Genomic DNA, 15,728 nt, shown 5'->3' on the forward strand with positions numbered 1-15,728 from the left:
CCGGCCGTGTCTTTTAGCGGGTGAGGTCATAGGAATAGTCCGTCACGCCGGTCTGGCTCGTCTCGCGATCGAGCTTGTCGAAGATCTTGTCGAGGATCGTGGTCAGCACGCGTAACCCGCCCTGGTAGCCCATGAGCGCAAAGCGATGGTGGTGGTGCCGGTCGAAGATCGGAAACGTCAGCCGGACCAGCGGCGTGCCGGTGTCGCGCTCCAGATACTTGCCATAGGAATTGCCGATCAGCAGGTCCACTGGCTCCGTGAAGAGCAGCGACCGCATAGCCCAAAGGTCTTTGCCCGCCCAGACCTGAGCGTCCTTGCCGAAGGGCGAGGATGCAAGCAGTTCCTTCAACTCGGCTTCCCACGCCGAGGTGCCGTTGGTGGCGAGGCAATGTGTCGGCTCGCCGCCCGTTTCCATGACGAAGCGGGCCATGGCGTACACGAAGTCCGGGTCGCCGTAGATCGCGTATTTCTTGCCGTGCAGCCAGGACTGGCTGTCCGCCATGGCATCAATCAGTCGGCCGCGCTCCAGCCGGATTGCCTCGGGGATTTCCTTCCCGGAAAGCGCCGAGATCTTCATCAGGAATTCGTCAGTCGCCTGGACGCCGAGCGGATAATGGAACGAAGCCGTGGCCTGCCCGACTTGCCCGCAGTAGTCGAGGGTTTTTCGGGTGTTGTAGTACTGCAGTGAAACCGTCGCCTCTGCGTCGAGTGCTCCCTTTACCTCTTCGATCTTCGTGCCGCCGTCATACATGCGGTATTCCCCGTCCGATGGCGTGTCGAACTGGTCAGACGCGTCCTGGATGAAGGTGTAGGACACACCCATCAAATCGAGCAGACGTTTGAGTTCCCTGTTGTTGCCAACGCAGAAACCGTCGAAGCCCGGAATGACGTTGATGCTTCCCTTGGTTTCAGTGCGCTGCTGGCCCTTCCAGAAGTGCTCCAGAATGCCCTTCAGCATGCCATCATAGCCGTCGACATGGCTACCAACGAAGGCGGGCGTGTGGGCAAAGGGCACGTCAAAGTCGCGCGGGACTGAGTTTTCGTCTTTGGCGTTCTCGATGAAGCTGTGCAGGTCGTCCCCTATGACCTCCGCCATACAAGTCGTCGAGACTGCGATCATCTTGGGGTCGTAAAGCTGGTAGGTGTTGGCGAGCCCGTCGACCAGGTTCTTCAGGCCTCCGAACACTGCCGCGTCCTCGGTCATCGAGGAGGAAACCGCCGAAGCAGGTTCCTTGAAATGGCGCGACAGGTGCGAGCGGTAATAGGCCACGCAGCCCTGGCTGCCGTGAACGAAGGACATAGTCCGCTCGAAGCCCGCGGCCGCGAACACCGCGCCGAGCGGCTGGCAGGCCTTGGCGGGATTTATTACCAGCGCTTCCCGGGCGAGGTTCTTTTCGCGGTATTCCCAGGTCTTGGTAAATTCGCCTTGATCGGTAACGATCTGATCCGGGTGCGGACATTCGAAATGCAGCTTCTTCTCGGCGAGCATTTGCCTGTATTCCGGCTCGCGGAACAGGGGAGCGTGGTCGAGGATCTTTTCGGCCGACTGCGGCATTGGTATTCCTCTTTTTAATCTGGCCGCGCCATTCGGCAGCTCAGATAGGTCGAGACGTTTCCGGTAATCCCGAGGCTCACAAGCTCGCGGGGTTCATGATCTCTCTGGGGAGACTAGGCCAGGACAGGGCGTCTATTCGGCAGCTATCGCCCGCCCACTGGGCGGGCGTTCTTTCCAAGGGGCCTGGTAGAGATCCCAGACCGGATTGTTGATGGCAAGATCCACGTCACGTGCGAAAATGGCAAAGCCGTCATAGCCGTGATAAGGTCCCGAATAGTCCCAGGAGTGCATCTGACGGAACGGAATGCCCATCTTCTGCACCGGGTATTTTTCCTTGATGCCGGAGCCCACGAGGTTGGGGCGAACTCCCTCGATGAACTTCTCCAACTCGTAGCCGGTAACGTCGTCATAGATCAGCGTGCCGTTCTTTACGTAGTGACCGGTGCGCTGATAGTCATCGTTGTGGCCGAACTCGTAGCCGGTGCCGACGATCACCATGCCGAGGTCCTCGTAAGCTGTGATGACGTGGCGGGGGCGCAGGCCACCGACGTATAGCATGACGGTATTGCCTTCGAGACGCGGCCGGTACTTGGAGATGACGGCGTCAACAAGCGGCCTGTACTTGGCGATCACCTTCTCGGTTTTCTCCTCGATTTCCGGCCCGAAATGCTTGGCTATCTTACGCAGGGAGGTTTCGATCTGGGACGGTCCGAAGAAGTTGTACTCCATCCAGGCGACGCCGTACTTTTCCTCCATATGCCGGCAGATGTAGTTCATCGAGCGGTAGCAGTGGATGAGATTGAGCTTGGCCTTTGGCGCGCGCTCAATCTCGGCGAGTGTTGCGTCGCCCGACCAGTTGCCGACCACGCGCAATCCTATCTCCTCGAGCAAGATGCGCGAGGCCCAGGCGTCGCCGCCAATATTATAGTCGCCGATCACATTGACGTCGTAAGCTCCGGCCTCGAACTCGACCTCCTTTTTGTCGAAGACCCAGTCGCGGATCGAGTCATTGGCGATGTGGTGGCCGAGTGATTGGGAGACGCCGCGGAAGCCCTCGCAGCGCACCGGCACGATAGTCTTTTCGTATTCCTTGGCCTTCTTACGAGAAACTGCCTCGGTGTCATCGCCAATGAGACCGATCGGGCATTCGGACTGCACGGTGATGCCGTTGTTCAGCGGAAACAGTAGCTCGATCTCGTCGATGATCTGCTCCAGTTTCTTGTCACCCCCGAAGACAATGTCTTTCTCCTGGAAATCGGAGGTGAACTGCATTGTCCCGAACGTGTCGATGCCCGTTGTGCCCACATAGTAATTGCGGCGCTGTGACCAGGAATATTGGCCGCAACCGACGGGGCCGTGCGAGATATGGACCATATCCTTGACTGGGCCCCAGACCACGCCCTTTGAGCCGGCATAGGCGCAGCCGCGGATTGTCATGACCCCGGGGATGGACTTGATGTTCGATTTGACGTCGCATTCGGAAATGATCTCACTTTCCCCGCCAGCCTCATCCCCGCTCTTTGCGATGCTCAGGTGTTTTTTGCGGCGCTTCGCCGCCTTGTCGGGATATTGCGATAGCACCTCCTCGATAAGCTTCGCATGGAGAGCACCATCATTCTCGTATTCCAGGCTCATGGGACCCCTTTCAAGGTGTCTGATGACGCCTCACCGATGAAGCGCCGTTCTTTGCAGGGCGCGCCCCAACTCGAGAGGCGACCAATATCGGTCGTTACTGGGCGGCCGCCTTGGCCGCTTCCTTGGCCTGAAGCTCGGCAAGCATCTGCTCGTCGGTCTTCATGATGCCGAAATCGAGCAGCATGTCCTCGAGCTCCTCCATGGTGATCGGCGTCGGAATGGTGCCCTGGCCAGAATTGGCATGGATCTTCTCGGCCAGCGCGCGGTACTCTCCGGCCTGCTTGGAATCCGGCGCATACTGGATAACTGACATCTTCCTGAGCTCGGCGTGCTGGACGATGTTGTCGCGCGGCACGAAGTGGATGAGCTTGGAATTGAGCCTGGAAGCCAGGGCTTCAGCGAGGTCGAGCTCACGGTCGGTTTGACGTTCGTTGCAGATCAGGCCTCCGAGCCGCACGCCCCCCGAATGGGCATATTTCAGGATGCCCTTGGCGATGTTGTTGGCGGCATAGAGCGCCATCATCTCCCCAGACATAACGATGTAGATTTCCTGCGCCTTGCCCTCGCGGATTGGCATCGCGAAGCCGCCGCAAACCACGTCGCCGAGCACGTCATAGGAGACATAGTCGACATCGTCATAGGCGCCGTTCTCTTCAAGGAAGTTGATTGATGTGATGACGCCTCGGCCGGCGCAGCCAACACCCGGCTCCGGGCCGCCGGACTCCACGCACTTGATGCCTCTGTAGCCAATCTTGAGCACGTCCTGCAGCTCGAGATCTTCCACCGAACCTTCCTGTGCCGCCAGATGCAGGACAGTATCCTGAGCCTTCGAGTTCAGGATCAGGCGGGTGGAGTCGGCTTTGGGGTCGCAGCCGACGATGAGGATTCTCTGTCCGAGGTCGACAAGGGCGGCGAGCGTGTTTTGGGAGGTGGTGGACTTGCCGATGCCGCCCTTTCCGTAAAAGGCGATCTGACGCAGACCTGACATTATAGATTTCCTTCCTTTTTCATCCGTCGCGGCTGCCCGCAATATGAATGCCGATGGGCAGCTTTTGCAGCCTCACACCCAAAGGGTCTCAAGACTCGTGCCAAGTAGACTGGCTTATAACCAACAGGGATTTTTTCGTTTGTGTCCCGCGAGTTAGCCTGAGCTCCAACAAGTGTTTGCTGCCAAACAAGTGATTGTCGGAACAAGCCCTGTAGCGGACCCGACAATGCCCGACACAAGGCGTCAGCTTCGAGACCGCTAGGGAGGAAGGTGGGCCTTCGAGCTAGAGCCGACTTTTGGCTGCATACAGGCGGCGGCAAAGCGACCGGCTGCGTGCCCGCTGCGGGACATCAGATGTCCGTGCTTGGTAGCTGGTTGCGCCTGGCTGGTTCGAGACTGACCCGCGAAGTCGGCATGGAACATGCCTGATGCGACGCCTTCCGACGATCACATCCTCGTCCGGCTGGGACAAACCGGCACTGATATTGCACGCGGTGCTTTCACAACATGTCGGGCAGCGATGAACATTCCCTTCGTGCGACGCCGCCGGCAACGGCGTGCTCCTGGCATGAATGCGGGTCAATGCAGCCAACCCATGTTGCAGTGCACCCGAGCTGGCGAGCTTATTCATGACCGACTCCGCGACAGGCTTCATGGAGACTTTTCTGCACGGCCCAGAAAAGCCGGATCAACGGTCTCGTCCCGCATGGGGCGCGGTCATATCGCTTGCCCTGGGCACCTTCGGGCTGGTGGCGGCAGAGCTTTTGCCTGCCAGCGTGCTGACGCCGCTCGCGCATGATCTGCATGTCACAGAGGGTGCGGCTGGACAGACGATGACAGCGACGGCGATTGCCGCGGCAATCTCTGCGCCGACGGTCGCCTTCATAACAAAGCGCCTGGACCGTAGGATCGTCCTGTGGGCGATGATGCTGCTTCAGATCCTGTCCAACCTTCTGGCTGAGCTCGCGTGGTCGCTGCCGGTTTTCCTGGCGGCACGGGTCGTGCTCGGCATTGCGCTTGGAGGCTTCTGGTCGATTTCGGCATCGCTGGCCATGCGGCTCGTTCCAAATCATCTCCTGCCGCGCGCCATGTCAATAATCCTCACCGGCGTTTCGGTCGCTATCGTTTGCACGCCTCCAATCGGCGCCTTTGTCGGCGACATCTGGGGATGGCGAGCCACCTTCATGATCGCCGCAGCCGTCAATGCCGTTACACTGCTGGTGCAACTCGTAACCATTCCGACGTTGCCGCCGGTTGAAATGGCTGGATTCCGCGGTCTGCTGAATGTGATCAAGAAGCCGACCATCAAGGTCGCGCTTTTGGTCGTACTGCTGGTCGCTTCTGGGCACTTCGCCAGCTTCACCTATGTCCGGGTTTACCTCGAGAAGATTCCCGCGCTCCATATCGAGACGATCTCGCTGCTGTTGCTCGTTTCTGGCGTATGTGGCTTCTTCGGCAATTTAGCCGGCGCATTCCTGGCGAAACACAGCCTCAAGGCAGTCGCGGCGCTGCCGCCCCTGCTCATGGCGATAGCCGCTGTCTCGTTGCTGATGCCTGGGGCATCGGCCTCCGCCTCGGCCATTGCGGTTGCTGTATGGAGCTTTGGCTTCGGTGCGGTGCCGGTGGGGGTACAGACTTGGATGGTGCTGCGCGCCGTTCCCGAGCAGGCCGAAAGCGCCGGTGTGCTGATGACCTCAACGTTCCAAATTGCCATCGCCGCCGGCGCGATCTTCGGCGGACTACTTGTGAATAATGCCGGCGTCGCCAGTGTGTTTGCCTACAGCGCAGTAGCCACGTTCCTCGCCGCCCTCACAGTGTTCCTATTCGGCCCGAAAGGCGCAACCTACACCTCCTAACGGGAGAGACCTTCAGCTCAGCGCTCGATGCAATCGCACCAGCCGCGCGGAGCGATCCTGCCCACGACTACTTTGTCGGTTCAGGGCTTCGTCTCGCCTATCGGATAGGCCGCGTGGAGTTCGCGGCTACTGCCGCCGCTTGGGACCCGACCAGTGCCGGGCGCCTCGCCTCGGCGGCTTCACCGTTCGCGGCTACAGGAAGTGCATCAGCGTTCGCCCGGGCGGAGTTGGTCAGGTTACGCAGCCCGGGCGAGCGCGGTCGCGCTTGCCAGCTGATGGGGTGACAGGTGCCGTTCTTGAGGCGTCGCCTCGTTCTGGTCTCGATTTAAAACCCGCCAGGAAAAACGCCGGGCCGGGCAGCATCGACGGTTGCGCCCACCACCATGGTCGTGCGCAACAGTCGCTGAGACGGCGGCATTCCCGACAGCACGCCTGCACGGTCCGAAACGCAATTCGAACCCGCGATGTTGCGCGAGTGCCGAGGTCCAGAAATTGGAGCAGGCCCTGACAGAAAAGCGCACGCAGAATGCGCGTTGCCCGCCGCAACGAACTTGCGGAGCGTCAACTCGCTGTCGGCTCGTTCGAGTTAGGGGACGATTGACTCCGTTGAACGATGGCCCAGCACGTCTCCGATCACCTTACGCGGGACGGATGCCCGTAGCAGGCTGACCGCACGTGGTGGCGGAAGACATGCGGGCCGCGTTTGCCGTTCAGCAGGATACCTGCCGCCTCCATTCGCCCGGGGACTTCGCTGTCAATGCGAATCATCGGAACGTATGGCGCACGCGTGCGGACGAAGATCTCACGTATGTCGGTTTCCGGGCGGGCCATGCCGGAGGTAGTCGATCAACGCTCCCAACCGGCTCCAGCAACGGCAACTGAGAATGAGCGCCCCACTTCGAGTGGCGGATGTTCAAGATGTCAGTCCGCCAGTCGATGTCGTCCAATCGCAAGCGGCTTATTCCCCCGAACGCAACCCGTAGGTCGCCAGGAGTTGGAGAATGGCATAGTCCCGCAAACCAATCGGCGTCCCGTCATTCCAGGCTAATCCAGGACGGCCGCGATCTGATCCGAGCGCAAGCGGATGGAATGCCTTCACAGGCATAGAGCAATGGGGCGATAACGTGCGGGCGAGGTCGGGGTGCCATCCGACCCGTCCTGAGCAGATGCTTCAGAAGCGCTCGAAGTCGCTCGGCGACATCTTTCAAAGATCTGCGCGTCAGCCCGGTCGCCCGCATGTTCATGTAGACATCGAGGTCGCGGACGTTCAGGTCCATGAAGCTGGCCATGCCGGAGTGCCCGACGTACCAGGCACAAAAAAGCCGAGCCTCCCACATCACAGTGTAGATCGAGGCCAGGGCCAGCGCGCGATCCTCCCGCAGCCAGTCAGATACTGGTCGCACACCCCGGCATCGGTGGTCGCAAGTTCGGGTGGCCAGCGCTTCAGCGCGAGCTTGAGCAATCCGTGGATCCCTGATCTGGGAATGTTTATCCAGTAGCGAGCGGGAGCGCGACCATGGCGCTTACGGAACTGCCGAACCGCGCAAGGCGCAGACAATTCGACACGATCGTCGGCGTGACGGCTTCGAGGGCAATCTTCTGTTCGACCAGATAGGAAAGGAAGTAATCGGCGTTTCGGCAGTAGTTTTGGACCACCTCCGGATTGTATCGCTGTTGCGTGAACGCCTCTTTGAGTCGCTCGACCAAGACGCGATATCCCTGTGACATGGCAATTTCCTCGACTGAGTCTAAAGAACAGCCGAGGGTCTCATGCCGAGAATAATGCGCAGCAAGCCGCTGCCATATTCGACCCGAGTAGGGCAGAACTGATGGTCAGCGGACAGGCTGTGCCGATGTTCCCACGGAGCACCGGCCACGTCAGCGACGTCGCCTTAGTCAGCGATGCGGATCACAACGTGACGCTTACGCCCCAGCGATAGCCGCGAAGGAACGCAAAGCATGTTGATGCGGCGCTCAGCATCCTCGACGATCTCGCCGTCAAGTCGGGTACCACGGCCAGCGATCGCGCGACGGGCCTCGCTCTTTGATGCGGCCAACCCCGCGCGGACGAGAAGATCCGCCAAGATTACGCCCTCAGCAATCTCAGCCGATGTCAGCACGACCGTGGGCAAGCCGTCGGCGGCAGTTCCTTGTCCAAACGCCTGTCTAGCCGTTTGCGCTGCCTGCCTTGCGGCCTCTTCGCCATGAGCGAGCGCGGTAGCCTCGTTGGCGAGCCTTTCCTTGGCCGCGTTCAATTCCGCACCCCTCGATCGATCGAAGGAGCCGATCTCATCGAGCGGCAAATCAGTGAAAAGCCGCAGGAAACGGCTGACATCCGCGTCCTCGGTGTTTCGCCAGAACTGCCAGTAATCATAAGGCGAGAGCCGGTCGGCGTTGAGCCACACCGCGCCCGCCGCCGTCTTACCCATCTTGGCACCTGATGAGGTGGTGAGTAGTGGCGTGGTCAGGCCGAAGACTTCCTCGGCCGCAATCCGACGTACCAAATCGATGCCGCTGACGATATTGCCCCATTGATCGGCGCCCCCCATCTGTAACCGGCATCTGACCCGTTGTGACAGTTCCAGGAAGTCATACGCCTGCAGGATCATGTAGTTGAATTCGAGGAAGCTAAGGTTTTCCAGCTTCTCTAGCCGTGACTTCACGCTATCGAAGGAGAGCATGCGGTTGACTGAGAAATGGCGGCCGATGTCGCGCAGCATGTCGATCCAATGCAGCCCGCCTAGCCAGTTGGCATTGTTTACCATGATCGCGTCAGTCGATCCGTCTCCGAAGGTGAGGAAGCGGTTGAAAACATTGCGGATGCCCTCGACATTTGCCGCTATCTGCGTTTCGCTCAACATGGGGCGCGCTTCGGATCGAAAGCTCGGATCGCCGATGCGGGTGGTGCCGCCGCCGATCAGCACGACTGGCTTGTGGCCGGCCTGCTGCAGCCGCCTAAGGGACATGATGACCAGAAGATGGCCAACATGGAGGCTGTCGGCAGTGGCGTCGAACCCTGCATAGGCGGGCACGATGCCTGTCGAAAAGGCATCGTCAAGCCCGGCGAGATTGGTCGCCTGATTGACATAGCCGCGCTTAATGAGCGTTTTCAGTATCGATGAGCGCGGCTCGGTCTGGTCGAGGGACAGTTCGGAAGCTGTGGTCATCTATAAATCTCCTGAGGTGGGTTCCGCCAGGAGGACCGCCGAAAAAACGAAAGCCGCCTGGGCGGCGGCTTGTTCCAGTCAATGATCGAACCGCGCCGCTCCTATCGGAACGTCGCGTAATAGACAGCAGCGATAAGCGCGGTGTTGATCATGGAACGGCGTATATTCTTCTAGCTCCGGAGGGTCAAGCTCAAGCCGTCCGACTGTCATAAGCACACGAGTTGTCCGGATTAGGTAGCACAGGAGTTGTCCGGTTTTATCGCCAGCCAATGGAGGCTGGGGATGAATCGGGCGGCATGGCTACAGGACCGGAGAATGCAGAAATTTCGAGACGTATTGCGCGGCTGGAAGGCGGCGATCTTTCGATGATGGAGGCTGGAGAGTTGCTGGGCATGTCGGAGCGGCAATTTCGCCGCTACCGCGACCGTTACGAAGAGGCTGGGGAAGCTGGGTTGCTCGATCGGCGTTTGGGCAAGATTTCGACGCGTCGGGTGCCTGCGGAAGCGATTGAAGAGATGCTGGAGCTTTATCGTCATCGCTACCTTGGATGGAACGTGAAGCGTTTCCACGAGCACCTGCTGCGTGATCACCATTTCAGCTGGGGCTACACCTTCATCAAGACGCAGCTTCATGCGGCTGGGCTGGCGGAACGGGCCAAGCGGCGCGGTGCTCACCGGCGAAAGCGGGAGAGGAAGCCGTGCGAGGGGATGATGCTGCATCATGATGGCAGCCGTCACGATGGCTGGCGGGTGAGCCGATGCTGGATCTGATCGTGACGATGGACGATGCGACGAGCACGATCTATTCGGCCTTCCTGATCGAGGAGGAAGCACGGCGTCGAGCTTGCTGGGGCTTATGGAGACATTCGTGGCCAAGGGATTGCCGTCGAGCCTCTAGAGCGATCGCGGCAGTCACTATTTCGTGACGCTCAAGGCCGGCGAGGCGGTCGACAAGAGCCGGCTGACCCAGGTCGGGCGGGGGCTGCGGCAGTTGGGCATCGAACATATCCCGGCACTATTCGCCTGAAGTGTAGAAGTTTGCACTTAATCGGACAGTTGGCGTCTGAGAATGGCCGGTTTTGCGACAACTTGAAAAGCTACCGACAGCTCAAGGTCTTCGCGCCGCCAGCCATGCCTCGAAGCCGCCGAGTTGCTGCTCGGCAACAATGCCGGTTTCGCAGGCGAGGCGACCCCGAGACCGCCAGCATGAGTGCGCGTGATCACTGAGCGACCGCCTTGCGCTTCTGACGGACGCGCCGATGCACCGGTCGAGGCGCAAGCCATTCGATGTCGGCCTGTTTGACAACGCCGTCAAAGATCAACTCAACCTGTATTGAAGACATTGCCATGATCCTCATCACCGATGACTGCCCGCGCCACCTTTTCGCGGTTGATGTGCAGCCGACTTCATGGGCCGTCATCTTGCCGGCGCCGAAGCCAGGTGGGATGCTGACCCAGCGAACGGCGTCGCTGAGCAACATCATGCCGGCGGCTCTTCTCATGAGTAGGCAAAACAATGCGTGCGCGAGGCGCCGCTGGATCGAGGCTCGACAAGGGCATGCTCGTTTCCCTTCGCGGCAAGACCGGCTGCCGGCAGGTCGAACTCGGGCGCGGCTTGTCCGATGCCATCTGCCCGATTGTAGCCTTGCAACGGCTCAAGCTCGCCTGCATCGCGCACGGTCCCTTTCCGGCGCGTTACTTGCCAAGGCGAGCTGGTTGGCGTCGCTCGGCTCAAGACCAGAAGGTCGCCCGCCTCCTCAAGCGGACTGCGTTGGCGCACGCGGCGATCTCCCGTAAGGCGAACGCGGAAAAGCTCTTTGCCGGCCATTCACTGCTCGCCGCCCTCGCCTCGGCGGCCAAAGTCGATGAGCGCTATGTACAGAAGCAACTCGGCCACACGAGCGCCGAGATGACCCGCAGATATCAGCGGCGGCGTGACCGCTTCCGGGTCAATCTGACCAAGGCGTCCGGGCTCTGAAAGGCCCCCTTTTTTTTCGGCAAGTAAACGCAATGGGCCGGCCTTCGCGAACATAGCTAGCTTGAGTGGCTATCCATCGGAATGATGGTGCTGAAAACGGAGTCCCGAGCGATCGGCCCCAAGCATCATGAGAGCAACATTCGCCATCGGAAACTATGTGGGAATCGATGTCTCTCTGGGAGAGAGCGGCGCATGGATTTTGAACACGACCGGAACCATCGCGCGAGGGCATCAAGCGCAGAATGAGCGGAATTTAAGAAAAAGCTAGGAAAGGGGGCGGCCTGCTAGGCATCGCACGCGACCCGATAGAGCCGGTATTGTACTCGCGCATCTGGCGGCCCGGCTGCGTCCAACATGCCTGCCGGATGCTGGAGCCCGAGGCGCCAGCTGGCCGCGATAGCTCGGCAGAAAGAGGTCTGGAGGGAGCAACAACCGTCATGGGCGATCCGCAGGTCCCGCGTGGAGCGTCGCGCAGGGTGAGGCACGCTTCCGGACCTGAGTGCAGGCGTTTCGCACAGGCAAACCGGAATTCAAGACGGCTCACCTCGGGGTCGTCCGTTCACCCAGCGCTAACGTGACAGCGCTACGCAAGCCTAGCCGGCCTGACCTGCGGCCTTCGCCGGCTCGTGTAGGCGCAGCCTGATGTCGTAATTCGCTAGCGCTTAGGGCCAAATCGGATTTCATTTGTGTATCAGGGAGAAGTTCCTCGTCAGTTAGTCGTCAGCCAAGCGGTCTATTAGACCTGCCGCCCCTGACCAGCCTGAACCCATAGGAGTGCTGATACATAAACTGAGAACATCATGTGCGGCGTGATTCGATCGAGTACGAGTCCCGACCGATTTCTGCTGAGCAGTACTGGGTCACGTCGTCGGTCCGGGCTGGCCGTGACGATTGACGAAATCATGCCGCTGGTTCTCAGAGGTCATGCCACCTGTCATCTAGGCGATTGCACTTACCCCGCCAAAGCCCTGATGCACTACGGCTGAGTGACATCAGCCCCAATCCATAGGCAGCGCGTTCTCGCCTATATCGGAGATGAATAAATGACGGGCATTGGCCGATCTGGAAAATCGCGCATTGGGGATGCTGGAGCCGGATCGAGCAGTTCGCGCTCGCAATCAAGTCTTGCCTCGGGGGAAGGCAGCCAATCGTTCGGTTCCGTCCTGGAGCGGATGCGCTCAGAGCCTCAAGGTAAAGGTTCACCCTCGGCTGGCGTTGCGCGCGGTGCCCATGATGAGCTTGGCGGCAGATCCTCCGGCCCCTCCGTTCCCCCACACCGAATCCCGGCTGCTGCGCCACGTGCGCCCGCCGGGCCACGTGCAGCCAGTCCGCGGCGGCGTAGTGTTCCCTCAATGTCGGAGGGTGAAGCCCTGGCGCCGGTGGCCAGCCAGCCGTCAACTTCGGCTGTGGCAGTCCCTATTTCCTCGTCAGGCGAAGAGATCAACGAGGCAAAGCGACGAATCGACGTGCTGGTTGAGGAACTCGAGACTTCCGAGAAAGAGGGCCTGCGAAACCCAAAATCGTTGGAGAACGCGCAAGACCAGATCGATCGAACCGTCAATGCGGGCGCAAAAGTTTTGCACTACTACGCGAGTCTGCCCCCGCATGTGGCGCGTAGCATTCTGTCCGACGCTCTGGTGCGTCAGTTCCGCGGCGACGTGATCCGTCGGGCGGACAATGGCAACATGGTGGCCAAAAAGATCTTCAAGAAGGAGGAAGCGGACCGGGAGCGGGTGGCCGGCATTTTCCACAACTTGGTCCAATCCAATGCCACCCTCGACCAGCTGAGCCGATCGGCTCCCAGTGCGGCGAAGTATCACGTGGCCCGCATGGAGTATTGGGACAAGAAAGTACAGCGCTACGAATTGATGCGGTCCGTCTGCGCCGCGACTGCCAACTTACCAAGCTCAACAGCCGAGATGCGGCAGGAAGAAGAGGCCGCGCTGCGGCTGCACTCCGGCTGGGTTGTCAATTCAAAGGTAATGCAGCTGCAATCGCGGATCAATCTCGCACAGGTCAACATGGCCCCCCAGGCGATCATGTTCGAAGCACCCATCAGGGAACTCCTCGTCGGTGAGAACGGGCAAACGCGTCTGCTGGATAACTTCATCGGCGACGTTTTTCCGGCATTCCTCTCGACGGGCGACGCTGTAATGCACAACAAAGGGCGCCCGCTCGACGCAGAGCACTGCGCCGTTCTGGAAGGAGTTGTGGAGCGGCTTTCGGAATTTGCGTCGGCCTCGCACTCCGTGGTTGCCAAGCTTAGGGATCACCAAACAGGTGCCGGCCTCCCATTGGAACTGTTGAGCCAGATCGTAGACGACGCCTGGATCACTGCGGACGAGGTGATCCATCTCCTGGAACTGCAGCCGAAGCCGCCAGCCATTGCGCTGCCGGCCGACGCTGGTGCTGCGATACCAGCCGAAACTGCCGGCAAGACTACAGTGGCCGAAAGCACCACAGCGCCCAGAAAAAAAGGAAAAGGCAAGAGCAAGCGGGCCGCTAGCGCCGGTAGTTTGGCCGCGCAGCGGCCGGAAACGCAAGTCGTTGCGGCCGTCAGCGACCCTGCGCCAGAAGCCAAGGTTCTCGTGCGCTCGGATTTAGGCACGAAGAAGCTCGTGAGCGCGAGCGAGGCGCATGCGAGTGCGTCGGCGACGGCACACTTGGAGATCCGGCAAACGCCGGTATCGGTGGAGGCCCTGAAGCAACAACTCACACGGGCGGACAAACTTTTGCAGTTCGATCTGCCTGGTCAGCAAAGAACCGTCTCGCAAGCGCGCCAGATGAAGCCCGAGGACGCCGAACACGCGGTCACCACCGTGATCAAGCGCCTGCAAACGCAGGCCACCGAGATGCAGGCCTGCCTTGCCGCGTTGGGGGAGCCTCGTCAGCGCGTCCTACTCACGCCTGAGCAAATTCGAGAAGCGCACGACAAAATAGGCCAGCTCAAGTTGATGTTATCCGGGGCGCAGGGACTGGCGAAGGCTTTGGACAGCGGAAAGGCCGCTAGTTCCATCGATTGCATGAAGACCTACCCCTTTCCCTCGCAGAACTACCTTGAACACTTGCGGGCAGCCGAGGAGTTGGAGCCTGCGGATCGACCACGCGCGTTGAAGGGGGAGCCAGGCTCGCTGTTCGAGATCAGGCTGCAGCCCAAGGTGCTGCGTAATCGTGCAATGCCGAGTCCGATGTGGGTGCACATCCATACGAACCGGCCGGTACATGCCACGCAGTTGGCAATGCTGGATGACGCAGCCTTCGCTGCTTGCCACGTCAAGTCCAATGAACAGCGCGGGCATAATCGGCAGTGGCAAGACGCCCGCGCTGCGATCGGCCACGAGAACGTCGTAATCCACCGGGGCAAGCTCACTCCCGCGTTCTGCAAGTCCTTGTTGACCGACCGGGCCTAGAGGTCGAAATGGGCCGGCCTGCTCGCCGCATGTTGTGGTCTCCAACCAGCTTGGCAGACAGAGGCGCGATCTGGGAGGCGCCCTGGCAGGGCGGGCAGTGGCCTGGATCGCAGGTATGGCTGGGTTCTCGCGGTGGCGAGCATCGAGCGCGGGCTCGTTGGGTTCTCCGGGTCCTGGCCGACGCCCTGCCGACACTCAACGACGAGACGATCGTAGCAATTCGCGTGCCGGACGGGCGCTCCGTTCCGCTTCCCACCTGCCGTTAACCGAACCCCGCTTTGACGACTTTCGGTGAGTCTCGACATTTTTGTTAAATTTCGGACACAAGAAGGTCCCCGATAGAGACGCTTGGCAAGAGCAAATGGGGCCTCAAGTTTGTGATCGTCCCACCGGAGCCGAGTTCGATGCTCACCCATTCCCGATCAGGGTGCTTGCTGAAAGCGCGCGCGCTGATGATCGCTGCGCGAGTCGTATGATCGCGATAGCTGTGCCCCGGCACGCAACAATTCGCTAGCGGCAGGCGCTATGCCGTGCCGCCGGTATGCGGACAGTGCATCGGCTTGGCCTGCCTGCTTCGCACTTTCCCATTGCGATGGGGAGCGCTGAATATCCGCGCTACACAGGACATTTGTTCAGTGTGATGACGTGACGGCTATTAGCGCGCATCGGCTTGCCGAAGACGTCGTCCCCGAAGCGAAAGGGTTGGTGCAGAAGCAGCTTCATCGGAAATGGCATGCCGCTTGCTACTCGTGCTTAGAGCGCATTGAACCACGAAGAAAGCGACTACCGCACCATGGCTGGCACGCGAAGCTCCAAACGGTCGACAAATGCGGCGCTGGTCGTCCTCGCTGAAGACCGGGACATCGTCCGGATTGAGGATTCGTCCTCGGAAGCCGCTTTGCAGAGGGAGTCCGATGTGGACACGCCAGATGATGCTCGCGCATTTGCCGTGTACCGGTTCGCATCAGCATGTCGATGGCCAAGAGGCTCCTCAACGTTTCGCCAGAGCCCACGTCGGCCGGAAATAGGCAAGTCCAGCCAATACGCTGAACCAGTTCAGCCACGCCGGTCTGCGGCGTGGAGACTCACATTTGCGACTCATATGCTTATCCCGCTTCCCGCTCCTGGCCATTTCCGGTT

Annotated in this window: 9 protein-coding genes; 4 read left to right on the forward strand and 5 right to left on the reverse strand. The window is 60.2% G+C overall.

Annotated features, from left to right (window positions below):
- Positions 1-13: 13 nt before the first annotated feature.
- The 3 genes from nifK to nifH form a co-directional block, all read right to left on the reverse strand.
- Positions 14-1,555 carry a nitrogenase molybdenum-iron protein subunit beta gene (gene nifK, locus BQ8482_RS29725; RefSeq protein ID WP_123150861.1) on the reverse strand — a complete coding sequence of 514 codons (1,542 nt, stop codon included), beginning with the start codon at positions 1,553-1,555 and terminating at the stop codon, positions 14-16.
- Between the two features lie 132 nt (positions 1,556-1,687).
- The gene (nifD, locus tag BQ8482_RS29730) at positions 1,688-3,190 is read right to left on the reverse strand and encodes a nitrogenase molybdenum-iron protein alpha chain (RefSeq protein ID WP_123150862.1); all 1,503 of its coding nucleotides are present in this window, start codon (positions 3,188-3,190) and stop codon (positions 1,688-1,690) included.
- 94 nt (positions 3,191-3,284) lie between these two features.
- The gene (gene nifH / locus BQ8482_RS29735) at positions 3,285-4,178 is read right to left on the reverse strand and encodes a nitrogenase iron protein (protein WP_065010720.1); all 894 of its coding nucleotides are present in this window, start codon (positions 4,176-4,178) and stop codon (positions 3,285-3,287) included.
- A gap of 629 nt (positions 4,179-4,807) precedes the next feature.
- On the opposite strand from nifH, the gene BQ8482_RS29740 reads away from it, so the two are divergent.
- On the forward strand, positions 4,808-6,034 hold the full coding sequence (locus tag BQ8482_RS29740; protein WP_123150863.1) for an MFS transporter: 1,227 nt from the start codon (positions 4,808-4,810) through the stop codon (positions 6,032-6,034).
- 1,488 nt (positions 6,035-7,522) lie between these two features.
- On the opposite strand, the gene BQ8482_RS38755 is transcribed toward BQ8482_RS29740, so the two are convergent.
- Both BQ8482_RS38755 and tyrS read right to left on the reverse strand, forming a co-directional pair.
- Positions 7,523-7,762 carry a hypothetical protein gene (locus BQ8482_RS38755; protein WP_208867878.1) on the reverse strand — a complete coding sequence of 80 codons (240 nt, stop codon included), beginning with the start codon at positions 7,760-7,762 and terminating at the stop codon, positions 7,523-7,525.
- 164 nt (positions 7,763-7,926) lie between these two features.
- Positions 7,927-9,201: a tyrosine--tRNA ligase gene (gene tyrS / locus BQ8482_RS29750; protein WP_123150864.1), complete on the reverse strand. Its 1,275-nt coding sequence runs from the start codon at positions 9,199-9,201 to the stop codon at positions 7,927-7,929.
- 269 nt (positions 9,202-9,470) lie between these two features.
- Here tyrS and BQ8482_RS29755 point away from each other — a divergent pair, with 269 nt between their 5' ends.
- The 3 genes from BQ8482_RS29755 to BQ8482_RS29770 all read left to right on the forward strand — a co-directional run bounded on the left by BQ8482_RS29755 (position 9,471) and on the right by BQ8482_RS29770 (position 14,588).
- Entirely contained in the window at positions 9,471-9,971 is a 501-nt protein-coding gene (locus BQ8482_RS29755) for a helix-turn-helix domain-containing protein (RefSeq protein WP_123150865.1), read from the forward strand.
- Between the two features lie 745 nt (positions 9,972-10,716).
- Entirely contained in the window at positions 10,717-11,178 is a 462-nt protein-coding gene (locus BQ8482_RS29765) for a site-specific integrase (protein WP_342210992.1), read from the forward strand.
- Positions 11,179-12,530: 1,352 nt separating this feature from the next.
- Complete coding sequence (locus BQ8482_RS29770) at positions 12,531-14,588, forward strand: hypothetical protein (protein WP_123150867.1); 2,058 nt, start codon at positions 12,531-12,533, stop codon at positions 14,586-14,588.
- Positions 14,589-15,728: the final 1,140 nt, after the last annotated feature.

This window comes from Mesorhizobium delmotii (genome assembly GCF_900149755.1).
In the GTDB taxonomy this organism is placed as follows: domain Bacteria; phylum Pseudomonadota; class Alphaproteobacteria; order Rhizobiales; family Rhizobiaceae; genus Mesorhizobium; species Mesorhizobium delmotii.